This is a genomic window from Streptomyces sp. NPDC048295 (assembly GCF_040652135.1).
In the GTDB taxonomy this organism is placed as follows: domain Bacteria; phylum Actinomycetota; class Actinomycetes; order Streptomycetales; family Streptomycetaceae; genus Streptomyces.
Genome location: NZ_JBEZLL010000059.1, coordinates 1 through 18,386, shown reverse-complemented (window position 1 = coordinate 18,386; position 18,386 = coordinate 1). Strand labels below are relative to the sequence as shown.

General features: G+C 72.6%; 3 protein-coding genes. All 3 read left to right on the top strand.

Going from position 1 to position 18,386, the window contains the following annotated elements:
• Window positions 1-12: 12 nt before the first annotated feature.
• Complete coding sequence (locus AB0D53_RS41205) at window positions 13-8,904, top strand: beta-ketoacyl synthase N-terminal-like domain-containing protein (RefSeq protein WP_362454613.1); 8,892 nt, start codon at window positions 13-15, stop codon at window positions 8,902-8,904.
• Between the two features lie 49 nt (window positions 8,905-8,953).
• Window positions 8,954-13,810 carry a type I polyketide synthase gene (locus tag AB0D53_RS41200; RefSeq protein WP_362454611.1) on the top strand — a complete coding sequence of 1,619 codons (4,857 nt, stop codon included), beginning with the start codon at window positions 8,954-8,956 and terminating at the stop codon, window positions 13,808-13,810.
• A gap of 48 nt (window positions 13,811-13,858) precedes the next feature.
• A partial coding sequence (locus AB0D53_RS41195; RefSeq protein ID WP_362454609.1) for an acyltransferase domain-containing protein occupies window positions 13,859-18,386 on the top strand: 4,528 nt, incomplete at its 3' end.

Below are 18,386 nucleotides of genomic sequence, written 5' to 3'. Positions count from 1 at the left end.
CGTGGGCGGTTGATGCAGGGGTTGCCGGCGGGTGGGGTGATGGTGGCGGTGGAGGCGGCGGAGGCCGAGGTGCTGCCGTTGCTGACGGACGGGGTCGGGATCGCGGCGGTGAACGGGCCGCGCTCGGTCGTGGTCTCGGGCACGCAGGACGCGGTTGGTGACGTGGTCGGTGTGTTCGAGGGGTTGGGTCGTAGGACGAGTGTGTTGCGGGTGTCGCATGCGTTTCATTCGCCGTTGATGGAGCCGATGCTGGCGGAGTTCGGTGCGGTGGTGGCGGGTCTGGAGTTCAGGAGTCCGTCGGTTCCGGTGGTGTCGGGTGTGTCGGGTGTGGTGTCGGGGGAGGTGGCGACGCCGGGGTATTGGGTGCGGCATGTGCGGGAGGCGGTGCGGTTCGCGGATGCGGTGGCGTTCGTGGAGGGGCGGGGTGTGTCGTCGTTCGTGGAGATCGGGCCGGATGGTGTGCTGAGTGGGATGGCGCGGGAGTCGGTGGTTTCTGAGTCGGCGGTGTTCGTTCCGTTCCTGCGCAGGAACCGCCCCGAGGCGGTCACGGCCGTGACCGCGCTGGGCCGGCTCCACGTGGCGGGTGTCCCGGTCGACTGGACCCGCCTCTACGAGGGCTCGGGAGCCCACCGCATCGACCTGCCCACCTACGCCTTCCAACGCGACCGGTACTGGATGGCTTCCGAGCTGGAGGCTGCGGACCACAGGGCGTTGGGCCTGGCGGACGCCGATCACCCGCTGCTCGGCGCTGCGGTGGCACTCCCCGGAGCCGACGGCGGCCTGCTGCTCACCGGCCGGTTGTCCGTCGACACACAGCCGTGGCTAGCCGATCACCGCATGGGGGGCTCGATCCTCTTCCCGGGCACTGGCCTGGTGGAACTGGTGCTGTGTGCCGGCGCCCAGGTCGGCTGCGAGGTGCTCGACGAGCTCACCCTGCAGGCCCCCCTGGTGCTGCCGTCCCGGGGTGGCGTACAGGTGCGGGTGCGCATGGGGCTGGACGACGCGGCGGGTGCCAGGAGTGTCGCTGTGTACTCTCGCGACGAGGACGACGAAGCGGCCGACAGCCCCTGGACCCTGCACGCCGAAGGTCTTCTGGTTCCCGATGCGGCCGTGCCGTCCTTCGATGCAACGGTCTGGCCTCCGGAAGCCGCTACCGCGCTGGAGCTGAACGGGGTCTACGACCGGCTCCTCGCGCAGGGGTACGGCTACGGGCCTGTCTTCCAAGGTCTCACGGCCGCCTGGCGCCGGGGCGAGGAGACCTTCGCCGAGGTGACCCTGCCGGATGCGACGGAGACAGAAGCCGAACGCTACGGCCTGCACCCCGCGTTGCTGGATTCCGCGCTGCACGCCTCATTGGTCGGCGACGGCGACGGCGACGGCGACGGCGATGACGACGGCGACGGTACCGAAGCCGACCCGGACACTGCGCTGCTCCCCTTCGCCTGGAAGGGCGTTCGTCTCCACGCTGTCGGAGCGGACCGGCTCCGGGTGAGGATCGCCCCGTTTGGCACCGACAGCATCACCGTCAGCGGTGCGGACCAGGCAGGACAGCCGGTCTTCTCCGTGGGCTCCCTCGTCACCCGCCCGGTCGCGGTCAAGCGCACCGACGAGGGACAGCGGGGTGCTCTGTACTCCGTGGAGTGGACCCGGCTGCTCACCACCGGGGGTGCTCCTGCCCCCGCCACCGTGGACTGGGAGGATCGCGACGGCGCCGCCGGAACGGGTGCCGCGGTTCTGGTGTGGGAGTGCCCGCCCCCCGCTGCCGATGTGGTGTCCGACGCGCACACCATGACCGGCCGCGCGCTCGAAGTCGTACAGGAATGGCTGGCGGACGACCGGTTCGCGACAAGTCGGCTGCTCGTGGTGACCCGTGGCGCCGTCGCCCTGCCCTGCGAGACGGTGACACACCCGGCCGCGGCGGCCGTAGCCGGCCTCGTGCGGTCCGCGCAGGCCGAGAACCCGGACAGGATCCTGCTCGTCGACACGGACGGCACGCTGGACATCGCCGCGATCCTGGCCACCGACGAGCCCGAGACAACGGTCCGCCGGGGTGCTGCATGGGCCCCGAGACTGTCCCTGGTACCCGCGGCACCGGACGCCGTGCAGCGGGCCGGTGACGCCACCGATGCCGGCGCCGCTCAGGTCACCGGAACGGGCGACCGTCCGGCCGGCACCGATGCACAGCCGTCCGCCCGCTTCGGCGGTGCGGACGCGTCCGTGCTGCTCTCCGGCGGCACCGGCACCCTCGGAGCGCTCGTCGCCCGCCACCTCGTCACCGTCCACGGCGTCCGGCGGCTGGTGCTGACCAGTCGTCGGGGACTGGACTCACCGGGCGCCGCCGCCCTGAGCGCGGAACTGACCGGTCTCGGCGCCGAGGTCACCGTCGTGGCCTGCGACCTCGCCGACCGCGACGCCGCGCGCGCCCTGCTGGAACTGCACCCGCCGACCGCTGTCGTCCACTGCGCGGGTGTGCTGGACGATGCCACCATCGGCTCGCTCACCCCTGGTCGGCTGGCCGAGGTCCTGCGTCCGAAGATCGACGCGGCGTGGAATCTCCACGCGTTGACGGCCCACCTCGACCTCAGCGCATTCGTGCTCTTCTCGTCCGTCGCCGGTGTGCTCGGCAACCCCGGCCAGGCCAACTACGCCGCAGGCAACGCCTTCCTGGATGCACTCGCCGCCCTGCGCAGCGCACAGGATCTCCCCGCACAGTCGCTGGCCTGGGGGCTGTGGGCCGACGAGGACGGCATGGCGAGCCGCCTCGACGACACGGATCTGCTGCGCATGAGCCGTTCCGGTGTCGAACCCCTCAGCGCCGCCCGGGGACTGGCCCTGCTCGACGCGGCGGTGTCCCGTGCCGGGGCACCGCGTCTGCTGCCGGTCCGCCTCGACCTCAAGGCGCTGCGCGCCATGGAGCCTCTGCCGCCGCTCTTCTCCGGCCTCGTACGGCGCAGGCCCCGCGCCTCGGCCGCCGCCGCGACTGCGGTCCCGGACGCCCGGGCCGCTCTGGCCGCCCTGGCTCCGAAGGAGCGCCTGCGCACCCTCCTCGATCTGGTGCGGACCCAGGTCGCGTCCGTACTCGGACACGGTTCGGCCGCGGACGTCGAGCCCGACCGCGCCTTCACCGAGATCGGCTTCGACTCCCTGACCGCGATGGAGCTGCGCAACCAGCTGGCGTCCGCCACCGGCGTCCGCCTGCCGTCCACCCTCGTCTTCGACCATCCCAACGCCCGCGCGGTTGCCGATCACCTGGACACCCTGCTCGTCGGTGAGCGGAGCACGGGCACCGCCGTGCCCGGCAGCGAGGCCGCGGTGTCCGGCGAGGACGACCCGGTCGTCATCGTCTCGATGGCCTGCCGCTTCCCCGGAGGCGTCCGCTCCCCGGAGGACCTGTGGCAGCTCGTCCACGACGAGGTCGACGCCATCACGGAGTTCCCCCGCGACCGCGGCTGGGACCTGGAGGGACTGTACGACCCCGAATCGGTGCGGACCGGCACCTGCTACGTACGGCACGGCGGATTCCTGCACGATGCGGCGGAGTTCGACCCCGGCTTCTTCGGTATCAGCCCCAACGACGCGCTGACGACCGACCCGCAGCACCGCTTGCTCCTGGAAGTCGCCTGGGAGGCGCTGGAGCGGGCCGCGATCGACCCGCTGTCGCTCAAGGGCACCGCGACCGGTGTCTTCACCGGGACGATGTACCACGACTACACGGGCAACAGCGCGGCCGGCTCTCTGGGCCCCGGCCGCGTCTCCTACACCTTCGGCCTCGAAGGGCCCTCGCTGGCGGTGGACACCGCGTGCTCCTCGTCCCTGGTGGCCCTGCACCTGGCCGCGCAGGCCGTACGGTCCGGTGAGTGCGGGCTCGCTCTCGTCGGCGGAGTGACCGTGATGTCCACGCCGGAGACCTTCATCGAATTCGCCCGGCAGCGCGGGCTCTCCCGCGACGGCCGGTGCCGCTCGTTCTCCGCCGGCGCCGACGGTGCCGCATGGTCCGAAGGCGCCGGAATGCTCGTCGTCGAGCGGCTGTCGGACGCCCGCCGCCACGGTCATCCCGTCCTCGCCGTGCTGCGCGGCAGCGCCGTCAACCAGGACGGCGCGAGCAACGGACTGATGGCACCCAACGGCCCCTCCCAGCAGCGCGTCATCCGCCAGGCGCTGACGAACGCCGGCCTCACCACCGCCGACGTCGACGCCGTCGAGGCGCACGGCACCGGCACCACCCTCGGCGACCCGATCGAGGCGCAGGCGCTGCTGGCGACCTATGGACAGGGGCGCGCCGAGAGCGGACCGCTCCACCTCGGATCGATCAAGTCGAACATCGGGCACGCCCAGGCCGCCGCCGGCATCGCCGGTGTGATCAAAATGGTCGAAGCGATGCGGCACGGCATCCTGCCCAGGTCGCTGCACCTCGACGAACCGTCACCCCAGGTCGACTGGGGGACGGGAGATGTCGCGCTGCTGACCGCTGCCCGGCCCTGGCCCGAGACCGACCGACCCCGCCGGGCCGGGGTGTCGTCGTTCGGGATCAGCGGAACCAATGCCCACGTGATCATCGAAGCGCCGCCGGGGACATCCGAGGTCACCGACACCGCCGAAGGGCCCCGCCCCGCAGCCGAGGCCGTCGAAACCGCCGAAGGGCTTCCCGCCACGCCCGGTGCAGCCGACGTACGGTCCTCCACTGCGCCCGGTGCGCCGGAGCCCGGCAGCACGCCCGTGCCCTGGCTCCTGTCGGCCCGCGATCCGGAAGGCATCGCCCGGCAGGCAGCCCGTCTCCTGACCCACCTCGACGCCCGGCCCGACGCGCGCGCCCAGGACATCGCCTACTCGTTGGCGACCTCCCGTACCGCCCTCGAACAGCGCGCCGCCCTGATCGTCGGCGACCGTACCCAGGCGCTTCGCGACCTGGTGGTGCTGGCCGACGGTGGCACCACCGCCGACACCGTGCGCACCGGCGACGGCACCTCGGGCAAGCCCGGCGGACTCACCGCGTTCCTCTTCTCCGGACAGGGCGCACAGCGCGTAGGGATGGGCGGGCAACTCCACCGCGCCCACCCCGTCTTCGCCCACGCCTTCGACAACGCCGTCGCCGAGCTCGACCGCCACCTCGACCGGCCGCTCGCCGACATCGTGCGGAACGACGAAGCCGCCCTGAACCGCACCGCCTACACCCAGGCCGGGCTGTTCGCCTTCGAGGTCGCGCTGTTCAGGCTCCTGGAGTCCTGGGGCATCCATCCCGACCTGCTCGCGGGGCACTCCGTCGGGGAACTGGTCGCCGCGCACGTCTCGGGCGCCCTTTCGCTGCCGGACGCCGCCCGGCTGGTCGCCGCGCGTGGCCTGCTGATGCAGGCACTGCCCGAGGGCGGCGCCATGGCGGCGCTGCGGGCGAGCGAGGACGAGGTGATCCCGCTGCTCACCGCGCAGGTGTCCGTCGCCGCGGTCAACGGACCCGAATCCGTTGTCGTGTCCGGGGCCGCCGACGCCGTACAGGCCGTCGCGGACCACTTCGCCGCCCTGGGCCGCACCGCGAAGCGTCTACGGGTGTCGCACGCCTTCCACTCTCCCCTCATGCATCCGATGCTGGACGAGTTCGCCCGGGCGGCCGCCGGGATCGAGGTCGCCGAGCCCTCGGTGCCGATCGTCTCCACCCTGACCGGACGGACCGTCACGGCCGCCGAACTCGCCGACCCCGGCCACTGGGTACGGCATGTCCGCGAAGCCGTCCGGTTCGCCGACGGGATACGGGCGCTCGACGCGGCGGGCGTCACCACCTACCTCGAAGTCGGCCCCGACGCCGTTCTCTCCGCGCTCGGGCCCGCCTGCCTCCCCGACACGGCGGCCGGTGCCTTCCTGCCGCTCGCCCGCCGCGACCGGGACGAGACACACGAGCTCGTCCGGGCTGTCGCTCTCGCCCACTCCCGTCATGTCCCGGTCGGCTGGGCGGAGTTCTTCGCGGGCAGCGGCGCCCACCGGATCGACCTTCCGACCTACGCCTTCCGCCGGGAGACGTTCTGGGCCCTCCCGGAACGCACCGGCGCCGATCTGGCCGCGGCCGGGCTCGGCGACGTGGACCACCCGCTGCTGAGCGCGCTCGTGACCCTGCCCGACACCGGCGGCGCCCTGCTCACCGGCCTGCTGGAACGCTCCGCCCTGCCCTGGCTCGACGACCACGACCTGCTGGGCACCGTGACGCTGCCCGCCGCCGCCTTCGTCGACCTGGCGTTGCGGGCGGGCATGGAGACCGGCTGCCCACACCTGGACCGCTTCCAGGTGGTGGCGCAGCTGCCCCTGCCCTTGGACGGAGGCATCGCGCTGCGGGTCTCCGTCGGCCCGCCCGAGCAGGACGGCCGCCGCACCGTCGCCATCCACTCCCGGCCCGCCGGCTCCGACGGGCCGGGCACGGACGACGGCGCACCGTGGACCCGTCACGCCGAGGGCGTCCTCGCCCTGCCCGCCGCCGAACCGGACGGACCCGACCTGACGGCCTGGCCGCCGCCCGGCGCCACCCCGGTGGACCCCGACGACGCCTACGACCATCTGCTCGTGCTCGGCCACGGGTACGGGCCCGCCTTCCGCACGCTCCGGGCCGTCTGGCGTCGCGGCGACGAACTGTTCGCCGAGGCCGCACTCGACGACGAGGCCGCCCACGACCGGTGCGCCCTGCATCCGGCCCTGCTCGACGCCGCCGTCCAACTGGCCCGGTTCGGCGCCCTGTCGGACGGCTCCGCAGACGGTTCCGCCGAAGCCATTGCTCAGGCGGAGCCGTCCGGCAGGCCGTTGACCCCCAGCGCCTGGACCGGCGTCCATGCCCACCGCACCGGTGCCACGGCGCTGCGCATCCGCGTCGTCCGGCCGGCAGGCGGCGCCGGCCCGTCCCTCCACGTGGCCGACGCGGACGGCCGGCCCGTGCTCTCGGCCGAGGACACCACCTGGCGGCCCGTCGCCCCGGACGAACTGGCTGTCGGCGAGCCCGAGGGTGCGCTGTACCGGCTGGAGTGGACCCCGGCGCCCGTCGACATCGCCGCCCTCGGCGCGCGGACCGCGGTGCTCGCCGCCGCCGGGCCCGTCGACGACCCGCGCACCGGCCGTCCCTATCCCCTCCACGACCCCCTTGAGCCCGTCGCGGGCTCCGCACCCGGCTTCGTCCTGCTGCCGGTGCCCGCCGCGCCGGACGACGACGTGCGCACTGCGGTCCGTGCGCACACCGGCCGCGTGCTGTCCCTGATGAGGGAGTTCCTCGACCACGAACCCACCGACGGGGCGAAGCTGGTCGTCGTCACGCGCGACGCCGTCGCGACCGGGAACGGTGCGGTCGACGTCCGCCAGGCACCCCTGTGGGGCCTGGTCCGGGCCGCGCAGAGCGAGCATCCGGGACGGATCGTCCTCGCGGACCTGGACGGGTCCGAGGCTTCCGCGACCACGTTGCCGGACGCCCTGACCTCGGGCGCGGAGGAACTCGCCGTCCGGGGCGGCACGGTCCTGGTCCCCGGGCTCGCCACGGTCGCGCCAGGCACCGGCGACCACGCGATGCCGGTCAGCGGCACGGTGCTGGTCACCGGGGGAGCGAGCGACGCGGGCGCCGCGACCGCCCGCCACCTCATCACCGCACACGGCATCACCCGGCTCCTGATGACCGGGTGCCCGCGCCCCACCGAACCGTCCGATGCAGGCTCCGCCGTCTTCGCCGATTCCGCCGACTCCTGCGACAGCCGTGGGCCCAGCGCCACCGGCATCGAACTCCTCGCCGCGGAACACGGTGTCGACCTCGTCCTCAGCGACTGCGACCCCGCCGACCGGGACGCCCTCGCCGCACTGATCGCCACCCTCCCCGCCGACCAGCCGCTCACCGCGGTCGTCCACACCGGCGCCGGCACCGGGACGAACGCCCCGATCGGCAAGCGGACTCCGGACCTGCTCGACCGGTCCCTGCGCCACGCGGACGCCGCCTGGAACCTCCACGAACTCACCGCGGACCTCGGCCTGTCGGCCTTCGTGCTCCTCTCCTCGTCCCAGGGCCTCGTCCACGGAGCGGGAGCGGCCCACACCGCCGCCGCACACACCTTCCTGGACGCCCTCGCCCACCACCGCCACACCCTCGGTCTCTCCGCCACCGCCCTGGCCCTCGGCCCGGCGCACACCGACCCCGAAGGCGAAGCAGGGCGGCGGATGGCCGACCTGGGACTGCCACCCCTGCCCGACGAGCGGAACATGCGCCTCCTGGACGACGCGCTGCGTGCCGACGAGGCCGCCCTGTTCGCACTCCACCTGGACCAGGGCGTGCTGCGCTCCCGGGCCGACCAGGTGCCGCCGGTGCTCACCACCGTCGTGCGAATCCCGGGGCGCGCCGGAGCACGTACCGGTACCGACACCGCTGCCGAACTGCGCCGACGCCTCTCCGGGCGGGGAGAGGACGAGCGCCGGCGCATCCTGCTGGAGCTGGTCCGTTCCCACGTCGCCACCCTGCTCGGGCACCCCACGCCGGAGGCCGTCGGGGCCGACGGGGCCTTCCAGGATCTGGGATTCGACTCGCTGGCCGCAGTCGAACTCCGCCGTCGGCTCGCCGACGCCACCGGCCTCGCCCTCCCCGCGAGCCTCGTCTTCGACCATCCGGACTCCCGGGCGGTCGCCACCCACCTCACCGAACTCCTCGGGGACGGGTCCGCCGACGACGACGGAACCAAGACCCTGATGGGCATGCTCGACCAGCTCGACGCGACCCTCGACGCCGCCGCCCCCGACGCGGGGGACCGGCCGAAGATCACCTCCCGCCTCGAAGCGCTGCTGCGCCGTTGGCAGGACGCCCACGGTGACGACACGACACGGACCGAGGACGAGGACGACCTCGACTCGGTCACCGACGACGAGCTGTTCGAGGTGCTGGACCAGGAGATCGGGCTCCTCTAGCCCCCGCCCGGCACGGTTGACGCAAGCCCCGAGATTGGTAGAGATACAGATGGCAACCCAGGACAAGCTTCGGGACTACCTCCAGCGCGCCACCGCCGACCTGCGGCAGGTGAAGCGACGCCTGCGCGAGGCCGAGGCGAGGGAGCACGAGCCCATCGCGATCATCGGCATGAGCTGCCGCTACCCCGGCGGGGTGACCTCGGCCGAGGAGCTGTGGGACCTCGTGGCCGCGGGCCGGGACGGTATCTCGGCCTTTCCCGTGAACCGCGGCTGGGACGTGGAAGGCCTCTACGACCCCGAACCTGCCACACCGGGCAGGACCTACGCCCGCGAAGGCGGTTTCCTCCACGACGCCGACCGGTTCGACGCCGACTTCTTCAAGATCAGTCCCAAGGACGCCCGCGAGACCGACCCTCAGCAACGGCTGCTGCTGGAGACGTCGTGGGAGGCGCTGGAACACGCGGGCGTGGAGCCGCTCGGGCTCAAGGGCAGCCTCACCGGCGTGTTCGCCGGCGTCGTCTACCACGACTACGCCACGGACGGCGGCACCGGCGGCCTGGCCAGCGTCGCCTCCGGACGCATCTCGTACACCCTCGGCCTTCAGGGTCCGGCCGTCACCGTCGACACGGCGTGCTCGTCGTCCCTGGTCGCCCTCGACTGGGCCGTGAAGTCGCTGCGCGCCGGCGAGTGCACCCTCGCCCTGGCCGGTGGCGTGACGGTCATGGCCACCCCCACCTCCTTCATCGGCTTCAGCCAGGAACGCGGCCTCGCCCCCGACGGCCGGTGCAAGCCCTTCGCCGCCGCCGCCGACGGCACCGGATGGGGCGAAGGCGTCGGCATGCTCGTCGTCGAACGCCTCGCCGACGCCCGGCGCAACGGACACCCCGTGCTCGCGGTCGTCCGGGGAAGTGCCGTCAACTCCGACGGCGCGTCCAACGGTCTGACCGCCCCCAACGGTCCTGCCCAGCAACGCCTGATCCGCCAGGCACTCGCCGCGGCCCAGCTCACCGCCGACCAGGTCGACGCAGTCGAGGCGCACGGCACCGGCACCACCCTCGGCGACCCGATCGAGGCGCAGGCCCTGCTCGCCACCTATGGCCAGGACCGGCCCGCCGACCAGCCGTTGTACCTGGGGTCGATCAAGTCGAACATCGGTCACGCCCAGGCCGCCGCGGGCGTCGGCGGCATCATCAAGATGGTGCAGGCCATCCGCCACGGCGTGCTGCCCCGCACCCTTCACCTCGACGAGCCCACCCCCGCCGTCGACTGGTCGACCGGAAACATCTCGCTGCTGACCGAACCCCTGCCCTGGCCCGACCGCGGCCGCCCCCGCCGCGCGGCCGTCTCCGCGTTCGGGCTCAGCGGCACCAACGCCCACGTCATCATCGAGGAGGCGCCCGCCCCCAAGGCGGACACCGAAGCCGCCGCACCCGTCACCGTGACCTCGCCGCTGACCCCGCTGCCGCTCTCCGCCAGGACCCCCGACGCCCTGCGCGACCAGGCCAGACGCCTGCTCGACCACCTGAACACCCCCGAACGGCCAGGAACTTCCGTCCGGGACCTCGGGTACTCGCTCGCCACGACCCGCGCCGCCCTCGACCACCGTGCAGTCCTGCTGGCCGCTGGACGCGACGAACTCGTCCAGGGCCTCACCGCACTCGCCGCCGGCGACGAGGCGGACGGCCCGGTGCGCGCCTGCGCCGAGCCCGCAGGTCTGACGGCGTTCCTGTTCACGGGTCAGGGTGCGCAGCGGTTGGGTATGGGGCGTGGGTTGTATGAGGCGTTTCCGGTGTTTGCGGAGGCTTTTGATGTGGTGGTGGGGGAGTTGGATGTCCGGTTGGGGTGTTCGTTGCGTGAGGTGGTGTGGGGTGGGGATGCGGGTGTGTTGAGCGGGACGTTGTTTGCGCAGGCGGGGTTGTTCGCGGTGGAGACGGCGTTGTTCCGTTTGGTGGAGTCGTGGGGTGTGCGTGCGGATGTGGTGGCGGGTCATTCGGTCGGTGAGATCGTGGCGGCGCATGTGGCGGGGGTGTTGTCGCTGGGTGATGCGGCGGAGTTGGTGGTGGCGCGTGGTCGTTTGATGCAGGCGTTGCCGGTGGGTGGGGTGATGGTGGCGGTGGCCGCGTCGGAGGGCGAGGTGTTGCCGTTGCTGGGTGGGGGTGTGGGGCTGGCGGCGGTGAATGGTCCGTCGTCGGTGGTGGTGTCGGGTGTGGAGGAGGGGGTGCTGCGGGTGGCGGAGCATTTCGCGGGTCTGGGGCGCCGGACGAAGCGGCTCGCGGTGTCGCACGCGTTCCACTCCCCGCTGATGGACCCCATGCTCGCTGAATTCCGCCAGGTCGCGGGTAAGTTGACCTACCGGGAACCGAAGCTGCCCATCGTCTCGAACGTGACCGGCCGGCTCGCCGACCCCGGCGACCTGACCACCCCCGACTACTGGGTCCGCCACGTCCGCGAAGCCGTCCGCTTCTGCGACGGAGTCCGGGCTCTGTACGCGGAAGGCGCCCGCGTCTTCGTCGAGATCGGGCCCGACGCCGCCCTCACCCCCATGGCCACCGACTGCCTCACGGACGCCCCCGACGTGGTGTGCACGTCCACTCTGCGACGCGCACGCGACGAGGAACGCACCCTGCTCACCGCCGTGTCCCACGCCCACGCGCGAGGCACCGCGGTCGACTGGAACGCCTTCTTCAAGGACCGCGGCGCGGGCCCCGTACCCCTGCCCACGTACGCCTTCCAGCACCGCAGCTACTGGGCCGAACGCGCCGACGCACCCCGGATCACCGGCAACGCCGCGGACCCGGCCCAAGCGGCCTTCTGGGCAGCGGTGGAGCAGCAGGACGTCACCGTGCTCGCCGACCGGCTGTCCGTACCCGAGACCGCCCTCGACGCGGTACTTCCGGCCATGGCGCGGTGGCGCCGCCTCCACCAGGAGCGCGCCGCCCTCGACAGCCTGCGCTACCGCGTCGTCTGGCAGCCGGCCGCCACCACGTCCGCCACCGCGGCTCCTGGCGCCCCCTGGCTCGTCGTCGTCGCGGAAGGCGAGACCGGCGACCCACGGGTCCACGCGATCCTCACCGGTCTCACCGCTCACGGCGCCGCCCCCCGGGTCATCGAAGTCGGCCCGGCACAGGACCGCGCCGCACTCGCCACACACCTCGCCGGTCACCCGGCCGCCGGCGTCCTCTCCCTGCTTGCCCTCGACGACCGCCCCGACCCCGCGCACCCGCACCTCTCCCGGGGCCTGACCGCCACAGTCACCCTCGCCCAGTCCTTGGCCGACACCGGCCTCGACGCCCGCCTCTGGTGCGTCACCCAGGGTGCCGTGGCCACCACCGACCCGGCCGAACTGACCGCCCCGGCCCAGGCCGCGCTCTGGGGCCTCGGCGGCGGACTCGCCCTCGACCACCCGGACACCTGGGGCGGCTCCGTCGACCTCCCCGCGGACCTCGATGCCACCGCGGTGCAGCGGCTCTGCGAAGTCCTGACCGGCGCGTCCGGCGAGGACGCCGTCGCCGTACGGTCCGGTGCCGTCCTCGTGCGACGTCTCGTACGCGCACCGCTCGGGGAGCGCACCCCGCGCCACCCCCGTACCCCCCGCGGCACCGCCCTCGTCACCGGTGGCACCGGCGGCCTCGGCGCCCACGTGGCCCGCATGCTCGCGGCCGACGGCATCGAACACCTCCTGCTCCTCAGCCGCCACGGCGACGCGGCCCGGGGCGCCCGCGATCTGGCGGCCGAACTGGAGCAGGCCGGCACCCGCGTGACCCTCGCCGCCTGCGACGTCACCGACCGCGCCGCACTGGCCGCGATACTCGACGCCGTACCCCCGGAACTGCCCCTGACCACCGTCGTGCACGCCGCCGGGGCCGCCCAGCGCATCGCACCGCTCCCCGAGCTCACCGCGGAGGAGTTCGCAGCCGTCGGCCACGCCAAGGTCACCGGCGCCCTGCACCTCGACGACCTGCTCGGTGACCGCCCTCTCGACGCCTTCGTCCTCTTCTCCTCCGGCGCCGCCGTATGGGGAAGCGCCGGACAGACCGCCTACGCCGCCGCCAACGCCCACCTCGACGCCCTCGCCCACCGGCGCCGCGCCCGCGGACTCACCGCCACCTCCGTGGCCTGGAGCTCCTGGCAGGGCGGCATGGTCGACGCCGAACTCAGCGCCGTGATGGAACGCATCGGCGCCCCCGCGATGCGCCCCGACCTCGCCATCAGCGCCCTGCGCCAGACGCTCGAACACGACGAGAGCCACTTGGTCGTCGCCGAGTTCGACTGGTCCCGCTTCGCCCCCACCTACACCCTCGCCCGTCCCCGCCCGCTGCTCGACGCCCTGCCCGAGGTCCAGGAGGTCCTGTCCGCCGGCGCCGGCGCCGGGGCCCCCGATGCCTCGGCGCTGATGGAACGGCTCGCCGGCCTCTCCGGCGCCGAGCGGGGACGCGCCCTCCTCGACCTCGTACGCACCCGCGTCGCCGCTCTCCTCGGCTACGCATCACCGTCCGAGCTCGACCCCCAACGCGCCTTCGAGGACCTCGGCTTCGACTCCGTCGCGGCCGTCGAACTCCGCCAGGCACTGACAGCCGCCACCGGCACCGCCCTGCCGGCGACGCTGGTCTTCGACTACGCGACCCCCACCGCACTCGCCGAACACCTCCACACGCGGCTCTTCCCGGACAGCGGCGACACCGGTGTGTCCCTGCTCTCGGAGGTCGACCGGTTCGAGGATCTCGTCGGCTCGCTGGGCATCGAGGAGATCCGCAGCAGCCGCATCACCTCCCGGCTCCGGACGCTCCTCGACCAGCTGACGGCCCAGCAGGGCGGCGAGTCGGCGGCCGACGTCGGGGACTCCCTCGACGAAGCATCCGCCGACGACGTACTCGCCTTCATCGACCAAGAACTCGGCCTCGCCTGACACGGGCACGCTGCCGGCAACTGACCCAAAGGACTCGGTGAGACCGATATGGCCAACGACGAGAAGATCCTCGACTACCTCAAGAAAGTCACCGCCGACCTCCAGCGGACGCGGCGACGCCTCCACGACGCCGAGGCGCAGGCCCAGGAGCCCATCGCCGTCGTGGCCATGGGCTGCCGCTTCCCCGGCGGTGTGACCACTCCCGAGGAACTCTGGCAACTCGTCGCCGAAGGCCGTGACGCCGTGTCCGGCATGCCCGCCGACCGCGGCTGGGATCTCGACCAGCTCATGGGCCAGGACGCCTCACAGCCCGGCACCAGCTACGTCCACCAGGGCGGATTTCTCCAGGGTGCAGGCGACTTCGACGCCGGGTTCTTCGGCCTCAGCCCCATGGAGGCGGAAGCCACCGACCCGCAGCAGCGCCTCAGCCTGGAGGTCGCCTGGGAAGCCTTCGAGCGGGCAGGCATCGACCCGGAGACCCTGCGCGGCGGCCGTGTCGGCGTCTACATGGGTTCCGGCATCCAGGATTACGGCGACTTCCCCGAAGGCGTGCCTGAGGCCGTCGAGGCGTACATGGCCACCGCCCGAGCCGCCTCGGTCATCTCCGGCCGCATCTCCTACACCCTCGGCCTCGAAGGGCCGTCGTTCACCGTCGACACGGCCTGCTCGTCGTCCCTGGTCGCCCTGCACCTCGCCGCACAGGCCCTGCGCCAGGACGAATGCACCCTCGCCCTGGCCGGCGGCGTGATGATCATGTCGACGCCCGCACCCTTCGTCGCCTTCAGCAAGCAGCGCGGCCTCGCCCCCGACGGCCGCTGCAAGGCGTTCTCCGATGCCGCCGACGGCACAGGCTGGTCCGAGGGCGCCGGCATCCTCCTCCTGGAACGCCTCTCGGACGCCCGGCGCAACGGACACCCCGTGCTGGCCGTCGTACGGGGTTCCGCCATCAACTCCGACGGCGCGAGCAACGGCCTCACCGCCCCCAGCGGACCCTCACAGCAGCGTGTCATCCGTCAGGCACTCGCCAACGCCCGGGTGCCCGGCGCCCACGTCGACGTCGTCGAGGCCCACGGCACCGGCACCACCCTCGGCGACCCCATCGAGGCCCAGGCACTCCTCGCCACCTACGGCCAGGACCGCAGCGCCGATGCCCCGCTGCGACTCGGCTCGCTCAAGGCGAACATCGGACACGCCCAGGCGGCCGCGGGCGTGGGCGGCGTCATCAAGATGGTCATGGCGCTGCGCAACGGCACCCTGCCCAAGACCCTGCACGTGGAGCAGCCCTCCAGTCACGTCGACTGGTCCGCCGGTCACGTCAGCCTGCTCACCGAGCAGGCGCCCTGGACCCGGAACGGCCACCCGCGCACCGCGGGCGTCTCCGCCTTCGGCCTCAGCGGCACCAACGTTCACGTGATCCTCCAGGAGGCCCCCGACCCGGAGCCCACCGCGGAGGACGGCGACGTCCCCAGGAAGACACGCGGAACCGGCGCGACCGCCGAAGCCGTCGGCACGGGCGCGGCCGACGGGCACGACGCCGCGGGCGGAACGAAGGGGTCCGCCGACGTGGAACTGCCCGGCCTGGTGTCACCGGTCCTCCCGTTCGTGGTCTCCGGACGCAGTGCCGCCGGACTGCGCGCCCAAGCGGAGCGGCTCGCCTCCTTCGTCCGGGACGAGACCGCCGCCCCGGCGCGTCCGCAGGACATCGCCCGAGCCCTGATCGCCACCCGTACGGCGTTCGAGCACCGAGCGGTCGTCCTCGGCGCAACCGGCAACAACGCCGCGGGTCCGGCCGGAGACACGTCCACGGACGGTGGCACCGGGAGGAACGGCAACGGCGCGGCCGATGAGCGTGAAGCCCTGCTGACCGGCCTCGACGCGCTCGCGGGCGGAGCCAAGGCCGCGCACGTCGTCCGAGGCACCACCACGGGCAAGGCACAGGTCGCCTTCGTCTTCCCCGGTCAGGGCTCGCAGTGGGCCGGCATGGCCGTGGAACTCCTCGACACCTCAACGGTGTTCGCGCACCGGATGCACGCCTGCGCCGAAGCGCTTGCCAGATACACGGATTGGGACCTCCTCGACGTCATCCACCAGCGTCCGGGCGCGCCCACCTTCGACGAGGTCGATGTGGTCCAGCCCGTGCTGTGGGCTGTCATGGTCTCGCTCGCGGAGCTGTGGCGGGCGTGCGGCGTCGAACCCGCCGCCGTCGTCGGGCACTCCCAGGGGGAGATCGCGGCGGCCTGCGTCGCCGGTGCGCTCTCGCTGGAGGACGGGGCACGCGTCGTCGCGCTGCGCAGCAGGATCATCCGCCAGGACCTGGCCGGACGCGGCGGCATGATGTCGGTCGGGCTGCCCTCGGCAGAGGCCGAGGCACTGCTCGGACGCTGGGAGAACCGGCTCCAGCTCGCCGTGGTCAACAGCCCCGGCTCCACCGTGGTGTGCGGCGAGACCGACGCCCTCGACGAGCTGCACGCCGAGCTGGAGAAGCAGGGCGTACAGACCCGCCGCATCCCGGTGGACTACGCCTCTCACTCCGTCTTCGTGGAGGAGATCCGCGACCGGCTGCTGGCGGAACTGGCCGAGGTCACCCCCCGCCCGGCCTCGACCACGTTCTACTCCACCGTGACCGGCGGTCCGCTCGACACCACCGGTCTCGATGCCGGCTACTGGTACGAGAACCTCCGCCGCACCGTCCGCTTCGAGGAAACCACCCGCGCGATGCTCGACGACGGCTTCACCCTCTTCGTCGAGGCCAGCCCGCATCCCGGACTCTTCGTCGGTCTCGGCGAGACGGTGGCCGACGCCGGAGCCACCGCCACTCCGGTGGGCTCGCTGCGCCGCCACAACGGTGGCATGGACCGGTTCGCCCAGTCGCTGGCCGAGGCGTACGTGCATGGCGCCCCGGTCGACTGGAACCTCTTCTTCGACGCGGCTGCCCCCGCTCCGGTCGATCTGCCCACCTACGCCTTCCAGCGCGAGCGGTACTGGGCCACGGCCCCGGTGGGAACCGGAGACGTTCTCACCGCCGGCCTCGAACCGGCCGCTCACCCGCTGTTCGGCGCCCTGGTGCCCTCACCGGACACGGACGCGCTCAGCCTCACCGGTCGGCTTGCTCTCGGCACGCACCCCTGGCTCGGTGACCACCGCGTCGGCGATTCCGTCTTCTTCCCCGGCACCGGACATGTGGAACTCGCTCTCTACGCGGGTGACCAGGTCGGCTGCCCGGTGATCGACGAACTGACGCTCGAGGCACCGCTGGTCGTCCCCGAGTCGGGAGGCGTCGCCCTCCGAGTCACGGTCGGCAGCGCGGAGCCGGACGGCCGGCGCCCCGTCACCGTGCATGCCCGCCCCGAGGACGGCAGCCTGCCGTGGTCGCGGCACGCAACCGGCATTGTCGCCCCCGGTACGGCCGCCGGCGCCGAGCCGGAGCGCCCCTTCGACGTCTCCCAGTGGCCCCCGGCGGGCGCCGAGCGCGTGGACCTCGACGGCTTCTACGACGGAATGGCCGAGGAAGGTCTTCGGTACGGCCCCGCCTTCCGCGGCCTGGCAGCCGCATGGCGTTCCGGCGGTGACGTCTACGCCGAGGTCACGCTCCCGGCAGGGGCGGACCCGGCGGAGTTCCGGCTCCACCCTGCTCTGTTTGATGCTGCGTTGCATGGGGTGGCTGTGGCTGGTGTGGTGGGTGAGGGGGCTGCGTTGCCGTTTGCGTGGTCGGGTGTGTCGGTGGGTGTGGTGGGTGTGTCGGTGGTTCGGGTGCGGGTTTCGGTATTGGGTGAGGGTCGGGTGTCGGTGGTGTTGGCCGATGCGGGTGGTGGTGTGGTGGCGTCGGTGGGTTCGTTGGTGTTGCGTTCGGTGGGTGTGGAGCGGCGTGCGGTGGTGGAGTCGGGTGTGTGGGGTTCGTTGTTTGGTGTGGGGTGGTCGGGGGTTGAGTTGCCTGGTGTGGTTGATGGTGTGGTTGGTGGTGCGGTTGAGGGTGTGGGGCGTTGGGGTGATGTGGTGGGTGGTGTGTCGGGTGCGGTGCCGGATGTGGTGGTGTTTGATTCGGTTCGGGGTGTTGGGGATGGTTTGGGGTTGGGTGGTGGGGTGTGTGGTGGTGTGTGTGAGGTGTTGGGTGTGGTGCAGGAGTGGTTGGCGGACGAGCGGTTTGCGGGTTCGCGGTTGGTGGTGCGTACGGAGGGTGCGGTGGGGTTGTCGGGTGAGGGTGTGGATGAGGGTGTGGATGAGGGTGTGGTTGATGTGGTGGGTGCGGCTGTGTGGGGGTTGGTGAGGTCGGCTCAGTCGGAGAATCCTGGGCGTGTGGTGTTGGTGGATGGGGTGGTGTCCGGTGCGGATGTGGTGCGGGTGGTGGGTCTGGGTGAGTCGCAGGTGGTGGTGCGTGGGGGTCGTGCGTGGGTGCCGCGGTTGGTGCGTGCGGTGCCGGATGCGGGGGCGGATGGTGCTGGGTCCGGCGATGCGGGGTCTGGCGATGCGGGGTCTGGTGGTGCGGGGTCTGGTGGTGTGGGTGGTTTTGGTTCGGTGGGGACGGTGTTGTTGACGGGTGGTACGGGGATGTTGGGTGGGGTGTTTGCTCGGCATTTGG